The sequence below is a fragment of the Pseudomonas sp. MONT-RG-20F-20-E-7-02 genome (genome assembly GCF_022662395.1).
In the GTDB taxonomy this organism is placed as follows: domain Bacteria; phylum Pseudomonadota; class Gammaproteobacteria; order Pseudomonadales; family Pseudomonadaceae; genus Aquipseudomonas.
In genome coordinates, this window is the sequence record NZ_JAKNQN010000009.1 from 149,668 (window position 1) to 171,559 (window position 21,892).

Consider the following 21,892-nt stretch of genomic DNA (forward strand, 5'->3'; position numbering starts at 1 on the left):
CCGCACTGGACGCTCTGCGTCCGCTCTTGAGTCGTGACGCGGAGCGTCACAGGATGCATTCCCACGCCGAAGCGTGGGAATGATCATTTAAGCCCGACTATCAGCTATAGACACGGCCAAGGAGCTGCCGATGGCTTTCAAACTGATCGAGCACGTCCCGGGTGATCTGTTCCTGGGCAAAGCCCATCAGGTCGTATTCCTGAGGCCCGTTGTGAAGGTAGACCTCGGCCCGGTAGTAACGGGTGCGCTCTTCCTCGGGCAAGTCGCTCGGTGCCGACGAGTAAGCATCCAGGCTCACTTCATAGACAAACGGGTTGCCCTCTTCCATCTCGATACGCACGCCGATGCAGCGCTTGGATTTGCCCAGCAGGGTCTGCACCTCCAGCCCCTGGTCACGCAGCGCCGTCGCCGCTTCTTCCAGCGCAGGCGTGACGTGCTTGTCCATAAAGCGTTGCACGGTGCCCTGGCTCGGTTGCAGGTCCAGCGCGGTCAGACGCTCGCTGAAACCACGACGGCCACGCTCGGCCAATTGCGCCTGCTCCTGTTCGATGGCGACGTCCTGGCGCATGGCCTTGTGCAAACCGAACATGAAGAAGATCAGCACCACCGAGAACGGCAGCCCCGCCAGCACCACCATGGTTTGCATGGCTTCGAAGTTACCGGCGAACAGCAGGCCGATGGTCACCAGGGTGATCACCGCCGACCAGAAGATTCGCAACCAGTGCGGCGCATCTTCATCGACGTTGCCGCCTTTGCAGGAAAGGTTGGCCATCATCACCGCGCCGGAATCCGCCGGGGTCAGGAACAGCACAAAGCCCACGAAGATCGACACGCCGATCACGATTTTCGACGCCGGGTAATGCTCCAGCAGTTGGTAGATGGCCATCGACGGTTGTTCCAGCGCCGTCTTGCCCAGCTCCACCGCACCGTGGTTCAGCACCAGGTCCAGGGCCGAGTTACCGAAGATCGACAACCACGCCAAGGTGAAGCCCAGCGGGATCAGCAGCACGCCGGCCACCAGCTCACGCACGGTGCGACCACGGGAAATACGCGCGATGAACATGCCCACGAATGGCGCCCAGGAAATCCACCAGGCCCAGTAGAACAGGGTCCACAGGCCCATCCAGCGCTCGGTCTTGTCGGCGTCGCCTTCGTACACATAGAGGTCGAAGGTTTTCAGCACCAGGCCATTCATGTAGTCGCCGATGTTCTGCACGAAGCCGTTGAGCAAGTGCAGAGTCGGGCCGAACAACAGCACGAAAATCAGCAAGCCGCTGAACAGCACGATGTTGAGGTTGGACAGGCGGCGAATGCCGTTTTCCACACCCGACACGGCGGCGATGGTCGCCACGGTGCTCATCACGATGATCACGATCAGCAGGTTGGTGTTGCTGTGCTGCATGCCGAACAGGTTTTCAAGCCCCGACGACACTTGCATCGCGCCAATCCCCAGGTTCGTCACCAGGCCGAGCAAGGTCACGAACATGCCGAAACCGTCCACCGCGTGGCCGGCCGCACCTTTGACCCAACGCTCACCCACCAATGGGTACAGCGCCGAACGCAAGGCCAGCGGCTGGTTATGGCGGTAGGCGAAGTACGCCACGGCCAGGCCGACCAGGGCGTAGATCGCCCAGCCGTGCAGGCCCCAGTGCAGGAAGGTCAGTTGCAGCGCCTGGCGTGCAGCCATGTTGCTGGCGGCCGCGCCTTCGGGCGGGTTGAAGTAGTGGTCCAAAGGCTCCGACGCGCCGAAGTACAGCAGCGAGATGCCGATGCCCGACGAGAACAGCATGCCGGCCCAGGCGCCGTAGCTGAAGTCCGGGGTGTCGTCCTTGCTGCCCAGTTTCAATTTACCGTAGGACGAAAACGCCAGGCCGACCACAAACACCAGGTAAGCGGCGATGACCACCATGTAGTACCAGCCGAAGCTTTTCGACAGCCAGGCTTGTGCTACGCCAAGCATGCGCCCGGCCTCCTGCGGGGCGATGATCAGAATGGCGGTCAACAACAGAATGAGCGCGGTGGAGGTGTAGAACACCCAACCGTTGACCCGAACCTTTTCCGGCGGGGTCTTTATAAGAGAGGCAGAACTCATGGCGCAGATGCTCCGGGCAGTGCGAGAGAGAAACACAAGGCAACGGTTATCCCGGGACATCGATTTTTCGGCAGTCGACGGACGGGTGTTATAAAGACACCCCGAAAATTCTTGAGCCGCGCCGAAGCAGTGGCCAGGCCCTGATACGGCCTGTTTCAAGGGTTTTTGCAGGTGTCAGTGGTTGCGGCTCACAGGTAGGAAATATCTGTAGGTAGCGACCATTTGTCGCAGATCTTATTCTTTGTTGATTGAACGTTCAATCAAAACAAAATAGACTGGCCATCAAGCCGACGGACGTTTATCGACCATCGGCAGGCCTAAGGAGAGGTGCTACATGCCCAAGGTCGGTATGCAACCCATACGCCGCCAGCAGTTGATCGAAGCCACCTTGACGGCCATCGATCAGGTCGGAATGGGAGATGCCAGCATTGCGCTGATCGCCCGTTTGGCCGGCGTCTCGAACGGCATCATCAGTCACTACTTTCAGGACAAGAACGGCCTGATCGCCGCAACGATGCGGTACTTGATGAATGTGCTGATCGAGAACGTCCACGAACGCAGGCTTGCGCTGAAGGACGACAGCCCACGGGCGCACCTTCGGGTGATCATCGAGGGCAACTTCGACGCAAGCCAGGTCAACGGACCGGCAATGAAAACCTGGCTGGCCTTCTGGGCCACCAGCATGCATCACCCGTCATTGCACAGGTTGCAGCGGATCAACGATCAACGTCTGTATTCCAACCTGTGCTGCCAGTTCCGCCGAGTGCTACCGCTGCCGCACGCACGCAAAGCAGCCAGAGGCCTGGCGGCCCTGATCGACGGTTTGTGGTTGCGCGGCGCCCTGTCGGGAGACGCTTTCGACACGGAGCAGGCGCAACGGATCGCTTACGAATACATGGATTTCCAATTGGCCAAGCAGGTGAGTTAGAGCACACATAAACGCTCAACCCCTGAACGTCTGCCGCTCAGTGTTGCCAGAAACCCCATGGCCCACTTTCGGCGGGTAACGCCAACCACTTATGCACTTGCGAGGACTTTATGGCCCGTTTCGAACTGCAAAAACTCTACATTGACGGCGGCTACAGCGACGCTGGCAGCGATGCCACCTTCGAAGCCATCAACCCGGCTAACGGTGAAGTTCTCGCCCAAGTGCAACGTGCTACCAAAGATGACGTTGAACGTGCCGTGGTCAGCGCTGAAAAGGGCCAGAAAATCTGGGCCGCCATGACCGCCATGGAGCGTTCGCGCATCCTGCGTCGTGCCGTCGACATCCTGCGTGAGCGCAACGATGAGCTGGCCGCGCTGGAAACCCTGGACACCGGTAAAGCCTTCTCCGAAACCCAATACGTCGACATCGTCACCGGTGCAGACGTGCTGGAATACTACGCAGGCCTGGTGCCAGCCATCGAAGGCGAGCAGATCCCACTGCGCGACACCTCGTTCGTCTACACCCGCCGCGAGCCGCTGGGCGTGGTGGCCGGTATCGGCGCGTGGAACTACCCGATCCAGATCGCCCTGTGGAAATCCGCACCGGCCCTGGCTGCCGGTAACGCGATGATCTTCAAACCAAGCGAAGTCACCTCGCTGACCACCCTGAAACTGGCCGAGATCTACACCGAAGCCGGCGTGCCGGCGGGCGTGTTCAACGTATTGACTGGCAGCGGCCGTGAAGTCGGCACCTGGCTGACCGAGCACCCGCGCATCGAGAAAGTCTCGTTCACCGGCGGCACCGACACCGGCAAGAAGGTAATGGCCAGCGCTTCCAGCTCTTCGCTCAAAGAAGTGACCATGGAACTGGGCGGCAAGTCGCCGCTGATCGTGTTCGAAGACGCCGACCTGGATCGCGCGGCCGACATCGCGATGATGGCCAACTTCTACAGCTCCGGCCAGGTCTGCACCAACGGCACTCGCGTGTTCGTGCCCAAGCACCTGCAGGCTGCCTTCGAAGCCAAGATCGTTGAGCGTGTTGCGCGCATTCGCGTCGGCAACCCACAGGACGAAAACACCAACTTCGGCCCGCTGGTCAGCTTCGCCCACATGGAAAGCGTGCTGGGTTACATCGCCAAAGGTAAAGAAGAAGGCGCCCGCGTACTGTGCGGCGGCGACCGTCTGACCGACGGCGACTTCGCCAAAGGCGCCTTTGTTGCCCCAACCGTGTTCACCGACTGCACCGACGAAATGACCATCGTCCGTGAAGAAATCTTCGGCCCAGTGATGAGCATCCTCACTTACGAGACCGAAGAAGAAGTGATCCGCCGCGCCAACGACACCGACTTCGGCCTGGCTGCCGGCTTGGTAACCAAAGACCTGAACCGCGCCCACCGCGTGATTCATCAGCTGGAAGCGGGTATCTGCTGGATCAACGCGTGGGGCGAGTCCGACGCGAAGATGCCGGTGGGTGGCTACAAGCAGTCGGGCGTTGGCCGTGAGAACGGCATCAGCTCGCTGAACAACTTCACCCGCATCAAATCGGTACAGGTAGAGCTGGGCGATTACGCCTCGGTGTTCTAACACCTGAGTGTTGTGTTGCCTGCGAGGCCGCTATCGCAGGCAAGCCAGCTCCCACATATGGAATGCATTTCCCTGTGGGAGCCGGGCTTGCCCGCGATGAGGCCCGACCTGACCATCTCAAAAGAGGGTGCATCCAATGTCCCAAGAATACGATTACATCATTGTGGGTGCCGGCTCCGCCGGTAACACCCTGGCGACCCGTCTGACCGAAGACGAAGGCGTCACCGTCCTGCTGCTGGAAGCTGGCGGCCCGGACTACCGTCTGGATTTCCGTACCCAGATGCCGGCCGCGCTGGCATTCCCGCTGCAAGGCCGCCGCTACAACTGGGCCTACGAGACCGACCCGGAGCCACACATGGACGGCCGCCGGATGGAATGCGGTCGCGGCAAGGGCCTCGGCGGTTCCTCGCTGATCAACGGCATGTGCTACATCCGTGGCAACGCCATGGACTATGACAACTGGTCGAAACTGCCAGGTCTGGAAGACTGGACTTACCTCGACTGCCTGCCGTATTTCCGCAAAGCCGAAACCCGCGACATCGGCCCGAACGACTACCACGGTGGCGACGGCCCGGTCAGCGTGACCACGCCTAAAGCCGGCAACAACCCGCTGTTCCACGCCATGGTTGAAGCTGGCGTACAGGCCGGTTACCCGCGCACCGACGACTTGAACGGCTACCAGCAAGAAGGCTTCGGCCCGATGGACCGTACCGTCACGCCTAACGGCCGTCGCGCCAGTACCGCTCGCGGTTACCTGGACACGGCTAAAAAGCGTTCGACCCTGACCATCGTCACCCACGCCCTCACCGACAAAGTGTTGTTTGAAGGCAAGCGTGCCGTTGGCGTGCGTTACCTGATCGGCGCCGCCGAAGAGCGCGTTGAAGCCCGCGCGCGCAAAGAAGTATTGGTGTGCAGCGGCGCAATCGCTTCGCCGCAACTGCTGCAACGCTCCGGTGTTGGCCCGGCCAAACTGCTGGAAAGCCTCGACATCCCGGTGGTCCACGACCTGCCAGGCGTCGGCGAAAACCTGCAGGACCACCTTGAGCTGTACCTGCAATACGCTTGCACCCAGCCAGTCTCGCTGTACCCGTCGCTGCTCTGGTACAACCAGCCGGCCATCGGTGCCGAATGGCTGTTCAACGGCACCGGCATCGGCGCCAGCAACCAGTTCGAAGCGGGCGGTTTTATCCGTACCCGTGAAGAATTCGATTGGCCGAACATCCAGTACCACTTCCTGCCGGTCGCGATTAACTACAACGGCAGCAACGGTGTGAAAGAGCACGGTTTCCAGGCGCACATGGGTTCCATGCGTTCGCCAAGCCGTGGCCGCGTGCAATTGAAGTCGAAGAACCCACGGGACTACCCGAGCATCCTCTTCAACTACATGTCCACCGAGCAGGACTGGCAGGAGTTCCGCGACGGCATCCGCCTGACCCGTGAAATCATGCAGCAGCCGGCGCTGGATCAATACCGTGGCCGCGAAATCAGCCCGGGTATTGAAGTGCAAACCGATGAACAGCTCGACAAGTTCATCCGTGAGCACGCCGAGACCGCGTTCCACCCGTCCTGCTCGTGCAAGATGGGTACCGACGAGATGGCTGTAGTGGATGGCGAAGGCCGTGTGCATGGCATGCAAGGCCTGCGCGTTGTGGATGCGTCGATCATGCCGATCATCACCACCGGCAACCTGAACGCGCCGACGATCATGATCGCCGAGAAAATCGCCGACAAGATCCGTGGCCGCCAGCCGCTGCCGCGCAGCACCGCCGACTACTACGTCGCCGGCGATGCGCCGGTGCGTGGCAAGCCGATGCGTGAAGTCGGCCCTACTGCGCAGTAAACCGTAACTGATCGTTCCCACGCTCAGCGTGGGAATGCATCCTGTGACGCTCCGCGTCACCACCTCAAAAGCGGACGCAAAGCGTCCAGGGCGGCATTCCCACGCAGAGCGTGGGAACGATCACCTGAGAAGTGCTAGCCTCAGAGGCTGCGTTGCCCTCAGGAGGCCCCATGTTCGACCACCACGCCACACTCAAAAAGCATTTCAGTGCCCTGCGCACCACTGCCGAATTTTTCTCGCTGCGTTACGTGCGCGAATCCGGCCAATACCTGTCGGTCCGCAAGAACGTCGCCGAGCCGCCGCACTTGAACCACGACGAGGGCGCCATGCTCACCGTGCGTCTCAAGGGCGTGGAAGCCTACGCCGCCACCAACGACATCTCCCTTGCCGGCCTGCAAGCCGCCCTTGAGCGTGCTGAACAGCAAGCCCGGCGCATCTTGCCCCACGCCCTGCTCGACTTGCACACGCAGCCGGTGGCCAGCGATGTCGCCGACTACCTGTCGCCTGACCTCGACCAGCCCTTTCCGTCCCTGAGCGACTGCTACCAACTGCTCGGTGACGAATCGGCCAGCGTGCCCAAGGACGAGCGCCTGGTCAGTTGGGAAGTCAGCCTGGGCACCACTCGGGTTGAACAGATTTACCTCAACAGTGCCGGCGCCGAACTGCGCCAGGCCCAGCGCTTTGTCTATCCGGGCCTGAGCGTCACCGCCTTCGACGGCAACGACAGCCAGACCCGCACCCTGGGCGGCACCAACTTCGGCCAGCAAGGCAGTGCCAACGTGATTCGCCGCTTCGGCCTGGCAGGCGCCGCCCGCACCGTCGCCGACCAAGCGCTGCAATTGCTGCTCGCGCCAAACACGCCCCACGGCCCGCGCGACTTGCTGCTGATGCCCGACCAGATGATCCTGCAGATCCACGAATCCATCGGCCACCCGCTGGAGCTGGACCGCATCCTCGGCGATGAGCGCAACTACGCCGGCACCAGTTTTGTGAAGGTCAGCGACTTCGGCCACCTGCAATACGGCTCGCCCTTGCTCAACGTGACCTTCGACCCGGACATCCCCGAGCAGCTCGCCAGCTACAGCCATGACGACGACGGCACCCGCGCCACCAAGCAGTTCCTGATTCGCGACGGCCTGCTGCTCAAGCCACTGGGCGGCGCGCTGTCGCAATTTCGCGCCGGCATGCAAGGCGTCGCCAACAGCCGCGCCTGCAGCTGGAACCGCGCGCCAATCGACCGCATGGCCAACCTGAACATCGAGGCTGGCGACAAAACCCAGGCCGAACTGATCAGCGGCATCGAGCACGGCATTTTGATGAGCACCAACCGTTCCTGGTCCATCGACGATGCGCGCAACAAGTTCCAATTCGGCTGCGAGTGGGGCCAACTGATCGAAAACGGCGAGCTCAAGGGCGTGGTGAAAAACCCCAACTACCGTGCGATTTCCGCGCAGTTCTGGCGCAAGCTCAGTGCCGTCGGCGACGCCAGCACCTTCAAGGTATTGGGCACGCCGAACTGCGGCAAAGGCGAACCCAACCAGGTGATCCGCGTGGGCCACGCGTCGCCTGCGTGTGTGTTCAGTGATGTCGACGTATTTGGGGGAGATGCCTGATGAACAACTTCAAGGCACTGGTGGAATGGCTCAAGCAGGCCATCACCGACAAGGAACAGTTTCACCTGGGTTATGCGGACGAATCGTCCGAGTTCGTGCGCTTCAACCACGCGCAAGTGCGCCAGGCCGGGCAAGTGCAACAGGCCAGCCTGAACCTCAAGCTGATCAACGACGGGCGTCATGCCGACCTTGGCATCACCCTGGCAGGCTCGCCCGAGCTGGATCGCCAACGCCTCGCCGATGGCCTGCAGCAGTTGCGCGAAACCTTGCCACTGCTGCCGCAGGACCCGTACCTGCTGCTCAATCACACCGCCTGGCAAAGCCATAACGAACAGCTGCGGCCGCTGCCGGAACTGGCCCAGGTGCTGGAAGCTATCAGCCAGGCAGCGCAAGGCGTGGACTTGGTTGGCTTCTACGCTGCAGGCCCGATCAGCCGTGGTTTCGCCAGTTCGGATGGCGCATTCGGCTGGCACCAGGCCAACAGCTTCAACTTCGATTTCAGCCTGTTCCACGCCAACGGCGAAGCGGTCAAAGCCAGCTACGCCGGGCACACCTGGGACAGCGCCGAGTTCGCCGCGCGCTTCCAGCAGGCCCGCGAGCAGCTGGAATTCCTCGGGCGCCCGCTGCACAAGCTGGCGCCCGGCCAATACCGCGCCTACCTTGCGCCAGCCGCGCTGGAAGAGATCATCAGCATCATCACCTGGGGCGGGTTTTCGGCGCAGGCCATCGCCAGCAAAAGCAGCTCGTTGCAGAAGCTGTATGCCGGTGAACAGTCGCTAAGCCCGCTGGTGAAGGTCGATGAGCAGATCAGCGGCTCGCTGAGCCAGGCGTTTTCCACCGAAGGCTACCCGCGCGGGGATGTCACGCTGGTCAATGCCGGCAAAGCCGAGGGCCAGTTGATCAACTCGCGCAGTGCTGCCGAATACGGCTTGAGCACCAACGGCGCCAGCAGCGATGAGTCGCCCAGCGCCTTGCAGATGGCGGCGGGCAGCCTGGCCCAGGCCGATATCCTCAAGCAATTGGGCACCGGGCTGTACATCAGCAACTTGTGGTATTTGAACTACTCGGACTTGCCCGCTGCACGCCTGACCGGCATGACGCGCTTCGCCACGTTCTGGGTGGAAGACGGCGAGATCAAGGCGCCGGTCAGCACCATGCGTTTTGATGACAGCGTCTACAACTTGCTCGGTTCGCAACTGGAAGCGCTGACTGCTGAGCGGGAGCTGTTGTTGTCGGCAAGTACGTATAGCCAGCGCAATACCGCCTCCAACTTGTTGCCAGGCGCCTTGGTCAAACGCCTGACCCTCACCTTATAAGCACTGCGACTCCCCTGTGGGAGCTGGCTTGCCTGCGATAGCATCACTGCGGTGTCACTGATACACCGAGGTGTCTGCATCGCAGGCAAGCCAGCTCCCACACTGTTCTGTGCTCGTTCCTTACACCCTCTTTTAGCTTCTTCCTACCGAAAAATCCCATCTCACACTTCTGCCCGTGCGGCCGGTTGTCGCCCACAAAAAACCTCGTTATAACGGTTAGTGGCACCCCGCCACCAACCCCACGTGCCTGCACGTGATGCATGACCTTGCCTGGATTGGGCAAGCTGGAGCGTTGACATGGACCATGGAAGTTTTGTCATAGAAGGGCTGTTCAAACACTACAACGTTCACGTTGAGCAGCTCGGTAACGATTCGGAAAAGAAAACAGTACTGATGGTCAACGGAGCGCTGTCCACCACCCGCTCATTTGCCCGCACCAGCAAATGCCTGGCGGAACACTTCAATGTGCTGCTGTTCGACCTGCCGTTCTCCGGCTATTCGCGCGAGCACAACACCGACCTGGACCTGGTGACCAAGGACGACGAAGTGCAAATCCTGCGGGCGCTGGTGGAGCGCTTCCAGGTCAACCATCTGGTCTCGGCCTCCTGGGGCGGCATCTCCACGCTGCTGACCCTGGCGCACAACCCGCCTTCCATCGAAAGCTCGGTGGTAATGGCCCTGGCGCCCAATCTCAACCAGGCCATGCTCGATTATGTGGAGCGCGTGCGTGTGCTGATCGAGGCCGATGACAAGTCGGCGGTCGGCCACTTGCTCAACGAGACGGTCGGCAAATACCTCTCGCCCAGGCTCAAGCGCAATAACCATCGGCACTTGTCGAGCATGGCCACCACCGAGTACCGCCAGGCGCGCTTTCATATCCACCAAGTGCTGGGCCTGGGCGATGGCAACTACCTGCCGGCGCTCACCCAGATCGAAACCCCGGTGCATTTCATCAACGGCGCGCTGGACGAGTACACCCCGGCAGCAGAGGCCCAACTGTTCAAAAAATACGTGGGCCGCAGCACCTTCGCCGTCGCCGAACACACCGGCCACTTGCTCGACTTGGAGTCCCGCGAGGCCGCGTTGGCGGTGCACCGTGTGCTGTTGGATTTCCTCGTCGGCGAGCACGCGACATTGTCAGATTTAGACGAACCGCCAGTGGGAAAAGGAGCGATGGATGGCGCATAATCGCGACACATAGCCTGCTAACAAAAAGGTAGCTCATGCCCAATCGCGCCCCACTCGATGCCAAGACCGCCCGCTGGCTCCCCTGGGTGGTGGCGATTGCCTTCTTCATGCAGTCGCTGGATGGGACGATTCTCAACACGGCACTGCCGGCCATGGCCCGGGACCTCGCGGAAAACCCGCTGCGCATGCAAGGGGTGGTGATCGCCTACATGCTCACCGTCGCCTTGCTGATCCCGGCCTCGGGCTGGGTGGCCGACCGCTTCGGCACCAAGAAAATCTTCTTTGGCGCGATCATGCTGTTCAGCATTGGCTCACTGTTGTGCGCGCTGTCGAGCAGCTTGACCATGCTGGTGGGCGCACGGGTGATCCAGGGCTTGGGCGGCGCGTTGATGCTGCCGGTCGGGCGACTCGTCGTGCTGCGCGCTTACCCGCGCTCCGAGCTGGTGCGGATCATGGGCTTCATTACCATCCCCGGCCTGCTCGGCCCGTTGCTCGGCCCGACCATGGGCGGCTGGATGGTGCAATACCTGACCTGGCACTGGATCTTCCTGATCAACCTGCCGGTGGGCATGATCGGTTGCTGGGCCGTGTGGAAACTCATCCCCGACCTGCGCGGCAGCGAGCGCACACGGTTCGACAGCATGGGCTTTGTACTGTTTGGCGCGGCGATGGTGCTGATCACCATCGCCATGGAAGGCCTGGGCGAACTGCACCTGCCGCACCTGCGGGTGATGTTGCTGCTGTTCGGCGGGCTGGCGTGCCTGGCGGCATACTGGCTGCGCGCTGGACACATCGATAACCCGTTGTTCTCGCCGGTGCTGTTCAAGACCCGCACGTTTGCCGTGGGCATTCTCGGCAACCTGTTTGCGCGCCTGGGCAGCGGCGCCCTGCCGTTCCTCGTGCCGTTGCTGTTGCAGGTGGCGCTGGGCTACTCGCCCTCGGAAGCCGGCATGAGCATGTTGCCGCTGGCGGCAGCGGCGATGTTTGCCAAGTCCATCGCCCGCACCTTGATCGAACGCCTCGGCTACCGCGTGGTGCTGACCGGCAATACCTTGTTCCTCGGCATCATGCTGGCCAGCATGGGCCTGGTCAGCGAGCACACGCCTTACCCGCTGCTGCTGTGCATGCTGGCGATTCTGGGGGCGATCAACTCCCTGCAGTTCACCGCGATGAACACCGTCACCCTGATCGACCTCGACGACGCCCAGGCCAGCAGCGGCAACAGTTTGCTCTCGGTGGTGGCGCAATTGTCCCTGAGCCTGGGCGTGGCCTGTGCCGGTGCGCTGCTCGGCGGCTTTACCGCTGAAACCGGCAATGACGGTGTGGAGAGCGTCCTCGGCGCGTTCCAACTGACCTTCCTCACCGTGGGCATCATGGCCATGCTGGCGGCGGCGATCTTCCTGCAATTGTCGCCCACCGACGGCAAACGCGTGGTCAGCCGCGAGCATGACATCGAGCATTAACAGGCTTCCCGTCTAGAACTTGCAGGGAAAATCCTGCGGGACTGGTACACTGCGCAACATTTTGTTTTGCAGAGCCAGTCCCGTGACTACCATCGCCACCGCTTTTAATACTTTGCCCCTGTCCGCCGCCATGCTGGCTAACCTCGACTCGCTGGGTTATGTCGAGATGACGCAGATCCAGGCGCAAAGCTTGCCGGTGATCCTCAAAGGGCTGGACCTGATTGCCCAGGCCAAGACCGGCAGCGGCAAGACCGCCGCCTTCGGCATCGGCCTGTTGAACCCGATCAACCCGCGTTACTTCGGCTGCCAGGCTTTGGTCATGTGCCCGACTCGTGAGCTGGCCGACCAGGTCGCCAAGGAAATCCGTCGTCTGGCGCGCGCCGAAGACAACATCAAGGTGCTGACCCTGTGTGGCGGCGTGTCCCTCGGCCCGCAGATCGCCTCGCTGGAACACGGCGCCCACGTCATCGTCGGCACGCCGGGCCGCATCCAGCAGCACCTGCGCAAAGGTTCGCTGGTGCTGGACGGTTTGAACACACTGATCCTCGACGAAGCTGACCGCATGCTCGACATGGGCTTCTACGACGCCATCGAAGACATCATCAGCAAGACCCCGCCGCGCCGCCAGACCCTGCTGTTCTCGGCCACCTACCCGGTGAGCATCAAGCAGTTGGCCTCCAAGTTCATGCGCGCGCCGCAGCAAGTGAAGGCCGAAGCCTTCCACTCTGACGACCAGATCGAGCAGCGCTTCTACGAGATCTCGCCGGAAGAGCGCATGGACGCCGTGACCAAGGTGCTGGCGCACTTCCGCCCAGCGTCCTGCGTGGCGTTCTGCTTTACCAAGCAGCAAGTGCAGGAAACCGTGGATCACCTGACCTCCAAAGGCATTTCCGCCGTTGGCCTGCATGGCGACCTGGAACAGCGCGACCGCGACCAGGTGCTGGCGATGTTCGCCAACCGCAGCACTTCGGTTCTCGTTGCCACCGACGTGGCCGCCCGTGGCCTGGACATTGACTCGCTGGATATGGTGATCAACGTCGAACTGGCCCGCGACTCGGAAATCCACATCCACCGCGTAGGCCGTACCGGCCGCGCCGGTGAGACCGGTATCGCGATCAGCCTGGTGGCGCCGTCCGAAGCGCACCGCGCCCAGGCCATCGAGCAACTGCAGAAGTCGCCGTTGAACTGGGACCAACTGGACAACCTCAAGCCGCAAAGCGGTGGCCCGCTGTTGCCGCAGATGAGCACGCTGTGCATCGCGGCCGGCCGTAAAGACAAGGTTCGCCCGGGCGACATCCTTGGCGCACTGACCGGTGAAGCCGGCATTCCGGGTGCCCAAGTTGGCAAGATCGCGATCTTTGATTTCCAGGCATTTGTGGCCGTGGAACGTGGCATCGCCAAGCAGGCATTGCAGCGCTTGAATGACGGCAAGATCAAAGGCCGTTCGTTGCGCGTGCGGATCCTGTAACAACACGTATATTTGCTGTGGGAACCGAATCAATGTGGGAGCTGGCTTGCCTGCGATAGCGGTGGTGAATTCACTACAGCCATCGCAGGCAAGCCAGCTCCCACATTTGATTGCATTTCAGATCAATATTTTTGTGAGGACATTGCTGTGCGCTCGACCGAAGTTGTGATCATTGGCGCCGGCGCCGCAGGCTTGATGTGCGCGCTGACCGCCGCCGGGCGTGGGCGCGAGGTGATGTTGATCGACCATGCGAACAAGGCCGGCAAGAAGATCCTGATGTCCGGTGGTGGCCGCTGCAATTTCACCAATATGTACACCGAGCCGGCCAACTTCCTCTCGCACAACGCGCACTTCTGCAAGTCCGCCCTGGCCCGCTACACCCAGTGGGATTTCATCGGACTGGTGGCCAAGCACGGCGTGCCGTACCACGAGAAGAAACTCGGCCAGTTGTTCTGCGATAACAAGTCCAGCGACATCCTCGGCATGCTGCTCGATGAGTGCATTCAGGTCGGCGTAAGCATGCACCTGGACACGTCCGTCCAGGAGATTGCCAAGCTGGACGCCGGTTATCAGCTGCAAACCACCTTGGGTGAGCTGCGCTGCGAATCCCTGGTGATCGCCACCGGCGGCCTGTCGATCCCGACCCTGGGCGCTACGGGTTTTGGTTACCAAGTGGCCAAGCAGTTCGGCCATGAACTGCTGCCGACCCGCGCGGGGCTGGTGCCGTTCACCATCACCGACCAGCTCAAGGACTTGTGCGGCGAGTTGTCGGGCACCTCCGTGGACTGTCTGGTCAGCTGCAACGGCCAGAGCTTTCGCGAGAACATCCTGTTTACCCACCGTGGCCTCAGTGGGCCGGCGATCTTGCAGATTTCCTCGTACTGGGAAACCGGCGACACCGTGGAAATCAACCTGCTGCCCGACCACGACGCCCACACCTGGCTGCAACAGCAACAGGTCGAGCGCCCCAACAGCGAGCTGAAAACCCTGCTGGGTGAGATCTTCACCAAGAAGATGGCCAACCTGCTGGCGGAAACCTGGTTTGTGTCCAAGCCGATGAAGCAGTACACCCACGCTGAAATCGCCGACATCGCGCAGAAACTGGGCAGCTGGCAACTGGTGCCCGCAGGCACTGAAGGCTATCGCACGGCTGAGGTGACGTTGGGGGGGGTGGATACGCGCGAAGTGTCGTCCAAGACCATGGAGTCGCTGAAAAGCCCAGGCTTGTACTTCATCGGTGAAGTGCTGGATGTGACCGGTCACTTGGGCGGTTTCAACTTCCAGTGGGCCTGGGCCTCGGGCTACGCGGCAGCGCAATACGCCTGACACCGATCAAACCTTGAAATGCAATCCCCTGTGGGAGCTGGCTTGCCTGCGATAGCGAGGGTGGATTCACCGCCGTCATCGCAGGCAAGCCAGCTCCCACATTAGTTTTGTAGTGATCCTGAACATTTTGCGCAATTGATGTGATCGCCACGCTTGCCGTGGCGTCCTTGATAGCTCAATTTAGCGGCATCGTCCCGGAAGACTCCAGACTTCATGTCATCGACCTCGTTCAAGCAGTCCATGCGGCGCCTGTGGGCGCTGGATAAATTCAGTTACAGCGTACGGGTATTCATCGCCCTCACCGGCAGCATGGCGTTGTGCTGGTATCAGGATGAAATGACGCTGCTGATCCCGCTGTTCCTGGGGATTATCGCCAGCGCCCTGGCCGAGACCGACGACAGTTGGCAAGGCCGCCTCAACGCCCTGGCGGTGACGCTGGTGTGTTTCAGCGTCGCCGCGCTGTCGGTGGAGTTGCTGTTTCCCTACCCGTGGATTTTCGCGATTGCGCTGGCCCTGGCCAGTTTCTGCCTGACCATGCTCGGCGCCTTGGGCGAACGTTATGGCGCGATTGCTTCGGCGACGCTGATTCTGTCGGTCTACACCATGATCGGCGTGGACCAGCGCGGTGGCGCCGTCTCTGACTTCTGGCACGAACCGCTGCTGCTGGTGGCCGGTGCCGCCTGGTATGGCGTGCTTTCGGTGCTGTGGCAGGCGCTGTTTTCCAACCAGCCGGTGCAGCAGAGCCTGGCGCGGTTGTTTCGCGAATTGGGGCGCTACCTCAAGCTTAAATCATCCTTGTTCGAACCGATCCGCCAGCTGGATGTAGAAGCGCGCCGCCTGGAATTGGCCCAGCAAAACGGCCGGGTCGTGGCGGCGCTGAATGCGGCGAAGGAAATCATCCTGCACCGCGTGGGCAACGGTCGGCCGGGCTCGAAAGTCAGCCGCTACCTGAAGCTGTACTTCCTGGCCCAGGACATCCACGAGCGCGCCAGCTCGTCGCACTACCCGTATAACGCGCTGGCCGAAGCCTTCTTCCACAGCGACGTGCTGTTCCGCTGCCAACGCCTGCTGCGCCAGCAAGGCAAAGCCTGCCAGGCACTGGGCGAATCGATCCAACTGCGCCAGCCGTTCATTTATGACGACAGCTTCGCCGAAGCCCTCGGCGACCTGAATGCCTCGCTGGAACACCTGCGCATCCAGAGCAACCCCGCGTGGCGTGGCCTGTTGCGCTCGTTGCGCGCCCTGGCAGCCAACCTGTCCACGCTCGACCGCCTGCTGGGCGATGCCAGCAACCCTGACTCGCTCGCGGATGCCACCGACAGCAACCTGCTCGACCGCGCCCCGCGCAACCTCAAGGAAATGTGGACGCGCCTGCGCACGCAGCTGACGCCGACGTCGCTGCTGTTTCGCCACGCCTTGCGCCTGGCCCTGGCGCTGACCATCGGCTACGGCACCCTGCATGCGATTCACGCCTCCCAGGGCTACTGGATCATCCTCACCACGCTGTTCGTCTGCCAGCCCAACTACGGCGCCACCCGACGCAAGCTCGGCCAGCGGATTATCGGCACTGCCATCGGGCTGACCGTGGCCTGGGCGCTGTTCGACCTGTTCCCCAGCCCGCTGGTGCAATCGCTGTTCGCCATCGCCGCCGGCCTGGTGTTCTTTATCAACCGTACCACGCGCTACACCCTGGCCACGGCGGCGATCACCTTGATGGTGCTGTTCTGCTTCAACCAAGTGGGCGATGGCTACGGGCTGTTCCTGCCACGGCTGTTCGATACGCTCATTGGCAGCCTGATCGCGGGCCTGGCGGTGTTCCTGTTCCTGCCGGACTGGCAAGGCCGTCGCTTGAACAAAGTGCTGGCCAACACCCTGACCTGCAACAGCATCTACCTGCGCCAGATCATGCAGCAATACGCTGCGGGCAAGAGCGACGACCTGGCTTACCGCCTGGCCCGGCGCAATGCGCACAACGCCGATGCGGCGCTGTCCACCACGCTGGCGAACATGCTGATGGAGCCTGGGCACTTTCGCAAAGAAGCCGACGTGGGCTTCCGCTTTTTGGTGCTGTCGCACACCTTGCTCAGCTACCTGTCAGGGCTGGGCGCGCACCGGGAAACCCAGTTACCGGCCGAAGTGCGTGAGCACTTGATCGACGGCGCCGGTAACAGCCTGGCGGCGAGCATCGACGAAATTGCTACAGGGTTGGCCAACAAGGAGCCGATCGCGATTCAAAGCGATGCCGAAGAAGCGTTGGCCGCGGACCTGGAGCAAATGCCGGATGAGATCGATGAGGGGCAGCGGCTGGTGCAGACGCAGCTGGCGTTGATTTGTCGGCAGTTGGGGCCGTTGCGCACGTTGGCGGCGCATCTGATCAAAGATACCCGCGCGGCTTAATCTGTGTTGTGGCGAGCGGGCTTGTCCCGCGTTGGGGCGCGCAGCGGCCCCAGATAAAACCGCTGCGGTGTATCAGGTAAATTAAGGTCTCAGGTGTGGGGCTGCTGCGCAGCCCAACGCGGGGCAAGCCCGCTCGCCACGACAAGCAAAGCGCTCATCCCGATCACATCCCATGCGCCTTCATCAACCGCGCATAACTGCCATCGACCTTCATCTTGGCAATCTCCCGATCAAAACTGGCGACGATCTGCTCATGCTCAGGGTTCTTCAGGCTGACCAGAATATGCAGGCTGTTTTCACTCAACGGCTTGGGTAAAAACTCCACCGCATTGCGCACCCGCGGCGACTCACGCGCCAGGTAATAGCGGGCGACATATTCATCTTCCAATGTCAGCCTCACCCGCTGGGCCGCGAGCATGCGCACGGCCATGGCGAAGTTATGCACAGGCACTTTCTGCAACTGCGCATCCTGGTCGAAGGCCGCCGAATAGGCATAGCCGCGCACCACAGCGATGGACTGATCATGCAGTTGTTCGAGGCTTTGATAATCGATGGGGTCGTCGCGGCGCTTGATAAAGCGCACGCGGTTCAGCAGGTACTCAGCGGAAAACTGCCCCAGTTGCGTGCGCGCATCGTCGTACCAGGCATTGACCAGCACGTCATACCGGCCATCGCCCACGCCCATCAACGCCCGCGCCCAAGGCACCTGTTCGAAATCACTGGCGTAGCCGGCGCGGGCCAAGGCCGTGCTGACAATATCAGTCGCCAACCCGCCGTTGATCAAGGTGGAATCGGTAAACGGTGGCCAGGCATCCGCGACCAGGCGCAGACGTTGTGCGACCGCAGGCTGGGCCAGCAACAACACTCCTATCAAAGCAACGGCACGAGAAAATCGCGGCATGCTTAAAGTCCTTGGCGGGCAGGCAGTGGCCTGATAACAGTAGCTCATCAATGAGCCTGCATTGCAGATTACACAAAGAACCCGGCGGCGATTGCACTGAATGATGGCAAATTGACGCCATTCACAAAAATGCTCAATTTAGACAGGGCAGTCCGTCGCGCTTACTATCGGCAACGGTCATTAATAAGGGAACACACCATGACGGTTGATTGGGTCTGCAAACACCACGATGACTTGGGCAAGGAGCAGCTGTACGCCATTTTGCGCCTGCGCAGCGAGGTCTTTGTCGTTGAACAGCAGTGCATTTATCCGGACCTCGACGGGCAGGACCTGTCGGGTGATACCCACCACCTGATGGCCTGGAACGATGACGCGTTGGTGGCTTACCTGCGCCTGCTGGACCCCGAGTCCCAGGGCGGTGATGTGGTGATCGGCCGCGTGATTGTCGCGCCCGTGGCACGCGGCACCGGGCTTGGCCATCTGATGATGGAAGAAGCCCTCAAGCGCATTGAAGATATCTGGCCTGAAACGCCGATTTTTCTGTCAGCCCAGGCGCATTTGCAGGGCTATTACGGGCGGTATGGGTTTGTGGTGGAGGGTGAGGAATACCTGGAGGATGATATTCCGCATATTGGTATGCGGCGTCAGTGAGGCCGCCATCGCAGGCAAGCCAGCTCCCACATAGATGTGGGAGCTGGCTTGCCTGCGATGAGGCCAGACCAATCACCGCCACCTTCAGGGATAACCCAACACCTGCTTGATCCCCGCCAGATTAGCCTCGATCCACCCGCGATCAATCGCCCCCCAACTCCGAATCCGATAGTGCCCCGCATGGTTGCGCGCGCCATCTTCCTGCTCGAACTCGCACACGATATCCAAGTCGGCCAGCGCCGCAATCGTGTCCTGCGCCGTGCGCCGGGGCATGCCGGTGGCGTCGGTCAGCGCCGGGACGCTGCTGGCATGCCCGCTGTCGATCAAATACGCCACGTACAGGCGGCGGTAGAAACTGCTTTTGGTCTTGCTCACGTCCATGCTCAGTCGCCTGGTGAGGTTAGGGCTTGCCCTGCAAATCGCGATACGTGAGGTACACCCGCAGGTCGAATTCCACCTGATGGTAGCCCGGCATCATGTATTCGCAGAGTTTGTAGAACGCCTTGTTGTGGTCCGATTCCTTGAAGTGCGCCAGCTCGTGCACCACGATCATGCGCAGAAATTCCGGCGCCGCCTCTTTGAACAGCGCGGCAATGCGAATCTCTTTCTTGGATTTGAGATTACCGCCCTGCACCCGTGAAATCGTGGTGTGCAGGCCCAAGGCGCGATGGGTCAGGTCGAGGCGGTTGTCGAACAGCACCTTGTCGATGGCCGGCGCGTTGCGCAGGTGTTCCTGTTTCAAGGCCAGGGCGTAGCTGTACAGCGCCTTGTCACTCTGCACCGCATGGCGCTCGGGGTAACGCTGCTCCAGGTAGGCACCCAACTGGTCCTTGGCGATCAGTTGGCGCACTTGCTCCTGGAGCGCTGCGGGGTAAGCCTGGAGGTATTTCAGCGCGGTCATGAGTTCAGCAACAGGGTTCGAATGGGCGCCAGTGTAGCGAATTCAAAGCAACCGCGGGTGGGACCAGTCGGCCACTTCCTCGGCCACCAAGGGCTGCGCCGCCCATGCGCCCTGGACAAACGAGCACCCATTGGCCTTGAGCCACTGGGCCTGCTCGAGGGTTTCCACGCCCTCGGCGATCACCAGCACATCAAAATGCCCGCACAGCTGGATGATGCTGCACGCCATCGCAGCGTCCCGCACCGAACCCGGCAGGCGCGCCACCAATTGCGGGTCGAGCTTGAGCGTGTCGAACTCCAGGTCACGCAAGTGGGCCAGGGAACACTGGCCGAGACCGAAGTCATCCAAAGCAATACGCACCCCAAGCTGACGCAACAATTTGAGCTGCTTGTTGGTTTCCTCAAGGTTACTCATCAGGCTGTCTTCGCTGATTTCCACCTCCAACTGCCGCCCCTGCAACCCATGTCGCTCAAGTACCTGCTGCAGTTGGCCGGCCAGGTTGGGCATATTGAACTGGCTGCTGCTCAAGCTCACGCTCAACACCAGCGCGTCATCGAAGGTGGTTTGCCAGGCCTGGCGTTGGGCGGCGACCTGCTGGTAGATCCAGGCACTCAACTGGCTGATCAGCCGCGCCTCTTCCAGCAACGGTAAAAACAAGCCCGGCGGCACATCGCCGACACTCGGGTGCTGCCAGCGCAGCAATGCTTCGACGCCGCGTAACCGCCCGTCCTCCAGCGACACCTGGGGCTGGTACACCAGGGTGAAATCCTTGTTTTGAATCGCGGTGCGCACGCTGTCTTCGAGCATCAGCCGCGAGCGGGCGCGGCCGTTCATTTCCTGGTCGTAATAGCGATATTGCTGACGCCCGGCGCGCTTGGCTTCGTACATGGCGATGTCGGCTGCGCGCAGCAGGCCGTTCAGGTCCGAGCCGCAGTCAGGGAAGGTCGCAATGCCAATGCTGACGCCGAGCATCACATCCAAACCGTCGACCTGCTGGCACACGGACACGCGCTCGATCAGTTTTTCCGAAATCTTGGCCGCCTGTTCCGGGAATTCCAGCTCCAGTAAGGCGGTGAATTCGTCACCGCCCATGCGCCCAAGAATGTCGTAGGAGCGCAAACACGCCTGCATTTGCTCCGAGACCCAGCGCAACACGCGGTCCCCGGCGTCGTGGCCCAACGAGTCGTTGACACGCTTGAAGCCGTCGAGGTCCAGGTACAGCAGCACCAGCGACAGCTCGTTACGTTCGCTGCGCAATAAAGTGCTCTCCACCGCCTGGTGGAAGCCACGCCGGTTCAACAACCCGGTCAGCGGGTCGGTCACCGCCTGGAACTCGAGTTGCTGATGCAGGTGGCGCACCTCGGACATGTCCAGCACGGTCACCACCATGGCCTTCTGCTCGGCGGGCAACGGCGCGCAGGACAAGGCCACCGGCACCTGCTGGCCGCGACTGGTGCGCAAAATCGCATCGTGCTGGCGCCACGTCTCGCCCTTGCGATACGCCTCGTACATGGGGAAGCCCAACCAGGTGGGCACATGGGGCTTTTGCAGGAAACTCAGGAAACTCTCGCCCTGCAACTCGGCCATCGTCGCATTCAGCAACCGCGAAATGGCCGGGTTGGCGTACTGGATCACACTGCCCTCGCCCACCACCAGGATGCCCTCGGCGGCGTTGTCGAGTATTGAGGCGTTAAAGGCGCGGGCGGACTCCAGGTCATGGCTCAGGCGCTGCAAGGCCCGGCGATTGCGCTGGTGCTCCAGCAGCGCCTGCACCTTGGGCTTGAGAATGTGCGGGTCAAAGGGTTTGAACAGGTAATCGATAGCGCCGCTGGCGTAGCCTTCCATCACAGAGGCGGCCGATTGGGCGTGGGCACTCAGGAAAATAATCGGCGTCATGCGCGTGCGTTGGCTGCCACGCATCAGGCGCGCGACCTCAAAGCCATCCATGCCGGGCATGCGCACATCCAGCAAGACCAGGTCGACGTCGTGCGCCAACAGCAATTCCAAGGCCTCCAGCCCGGACGCTGCGGTCATCACATGCCAGTCTTCGCGCTGCAAAAGCGCGCGCATGCTGATGAGGTTTTCCGGGTAGTCGTCGACCACCAGAAGAACCGAACTGCCATCGCCGTGGTGTGGAGCGCAATCCATGCTACGTCTCTTCCTTGAGGGGCTGTACCGGTCACTTCTGATAAAAAAACCGGACAAACACTGAGGCCTCACTCTAG

General features: G+C 61.4%; 16 protein-coding genes. 11 read left to right on the plus strand and 5 right to left on the minus strand.

Annotated elements, in window-relative coordinates:
• Positions 1-100: 100 nt before the first annotated feature.
• Complete coding sequence (locus L8I05_RS24270) at positions 101-2,035, minus strand: BCCT family transporter (protein ID WP_237235779.1); 1,935 nt, start codon at positions 2,033-2,035, stop codon at positions 101-103.
• Between the two features lie 391 nt (positions 2,036-2,426).
• Here L8I05_RS24270 and betI point away from each other — a divergent pair, with 391 nt between their 5' ends.
• The 10 genes from betI to yccS all read left to right on the plus strand — a co-directional run bounded on the left by betI (position 2,427) and on the right by yccS (position 17,214).
• Entirely contained in the window at positions 2,427-3,020 is a 594-nt protein-coding gene (gene betI / locus L8I05_RS24275) for a transcriptional regulator BetI (protein ID WP_010207128.1), read from the plus strand.
• 110 nt (positions 3,021-3,130) lie between these two features.
• The gene (gene betB, locus L8I05_RS24280) at positions 3,131-4,603 is read left to right on the plus strand and encodes a betaine-aldehyde dehydrogenase (protein ID WP_159960509.1); all 1,473 of its coding nucleotides are present in this window, start codon (positions 3,131-3,133) and stop codon (positions 4,601-4,603) included.
• A 136-nt stretch (positions 4,604-4,739) separates the two neighbouring features.
• Positions 4,740-6,443, plus strand: coding sequence for a choline dehydrogenase (gene betA / locus L8I05_RS24285; protein WP_242171835.1), 1,704 nt, complete (start codon positions 4,740-4,742; stop codon positions 6,441-6,443).
• A 170-nt stretch (positions 6,444-6,613) separates the two neighbouring features.
• The gene (locus tag L8I05_RS24290; protein ID WP_242171838.1) at positions 6,614-8,056 is read left to right on the plus strand and encodes a TldD/PmbA family protein; all 1,443 of its coding nucleotides are present in this window, start codon (positions 6,614-6,616) and stop codon (positions 8,054-8,056) included.
• Positions 8,056-9,372 carry a TldD/PmbA family protein gene (locus tag L8I05_RS24295; protein WP_242171841.1) on the plus strand — a complete coding sequence of 439 codons (1,317 nt, stop codon included), beginning with the start codon at positions 8,056-8,058 and terminating at the stop codon, positions 9,370-9,372. Before L8I05_RS24290 ends, L8I05_RS24295 begins: the two co-directional genes overlap by 1 nt.
• Before the next feature lie 297 nt (positions 9,373-9,669).
• Positions 9,670-10,560 (plus strand): alpha/beta hydrolase, encoded by an 891-nt coding sequence (locus tag L8I05_RS24300; RefSeq protein WP_242171843.1) that lies wholly within the window; start codon positions 9,670-9,672, stop codon positions 10,558-10,560.
• A gap of 35 nt (positions 10,561-10,595) precedes the next feature.
• Complete coding sequence (gene mdtD / locus L8I05_RS24305) at positions 10,596-12,023, plus strand: multidrug transporter subunit MdtD (protein ID WP_177017888.1); 1,428 nt, start codon at positions 10,596-10,598, stop codon at positions 12,021-12,023.
• Between the two features lie 130 nt (positions 12,024-12,153).
• Complete coding sequence (gene dbpA / locus L8I05_RS24310; RefSeq protein ID WP_231501119.1) at positions 12,154-13,491, plus strand: ATP-dependent RNA helicase DbpA; 1,338 nt, start codon at positions 12,154-12,156, stop codon at positions 13,489-13,491.
• Between the two features lie 147 nt (positions 13,492-13,638).
• A complete protein-coding gene (locus L8I05_RS24315; RefSeq protein ID WP_159960521.1) occupies positions 13,639-14,817 on the plus strand; it encodes an NAD(P)/FAD-dependent oxidoreductase in 1,179 nt (392 codons plus the stop codon).
• Between the two features lie 213 nt (positions 14,818-15,030).
• On the plus strand, positions 15,031-17,214 hold the full coding sequence (yccS, locus tag L8I05_RS24320; RefSeq protein WP_177017887.1) for a YccS family putative transporter: 2,184 nt from the start codon (positions 15,031-15,033) through the stop codon (positions 17,212-17,214).
• A gap of 163 nt (positions 17,215-17,377) precedes the next feature.
• Here yccS and L8I05_RS24325 read toward each other — a convergent pair whose 3' ends face one another.
• Positions 17,378-18,115, minus strand: coding sequence for a transporter substrate-binding domain-containing protein (locus L8I05_RS24325; RefSeq protein WP_177017885.1), 738 nt, complete (start codon positions 18,113-18,115; stop codon positions 17,378-17,380).
• Positions 18,116-18,313: 198 nt separating this feature from the next.
• Between L8I05_RS24325 and L8I05_RS24330 the strand changes: the two genes are divergently transcribed.
• Entirely contained in the window at positions 18,314-18,766 is a 453-nt protein-coding gene (locus L8I05_RS24330) for a GNAT family N-acetyltransferase (RefSeq protein WP_159960527.1), read from the plus strand.
• Between the two features lie 84 nt (positions 18,767-18,850).
• Here L8I05_RS24330 and L8I05_RS24335 read toward each other — a convergent pair whose 3' ends face one another.
• From L8I05_RS24335 to L8I05_RS24345, 3 genes are read right to left on the minus strand one after another with little or no spacing between them, the layout of a single operon-like run.
• The gene (locus L8I05_RS24335; protein ID WP_242171845.1) at positions 18,851-19,147 is read right to left on the minus strand and encodes a winged helix-turn-helix domain-containing protein; all 297 of its coding nucleotides are present in this window, start codon (positions 19,145-19,147) and stop codon (positions 18,851-18,853) included.
• 19 nt (positions 19,148-19,166) lie between these two features.
• Positions 19,167-19,667, minus strand: coding sequence for a M48 family metallopeptidase (locus L8I05_RS24340; RefSeq protein WP_064454485.1), 501 nt, complete (start codon positions 19,665-19,667; stop codon positions 19,167-19,169).
• A 42-nt stretch (positions 19,668-19,709) separates the two neighbouring features.
• Positions 19,710-21,815, minus strand: coding sequence for an EAL domain-containing protein (locus tag L8I05_RS24345; RefSeq protein WP_242171848.1), 2,106 nt, complete (start codon positions 21,813-21,815; stop codon positions 19,710-19,712).
• Between the last annotated feature and the right edge of the window lie 77 nt (positions 21,816-21,892).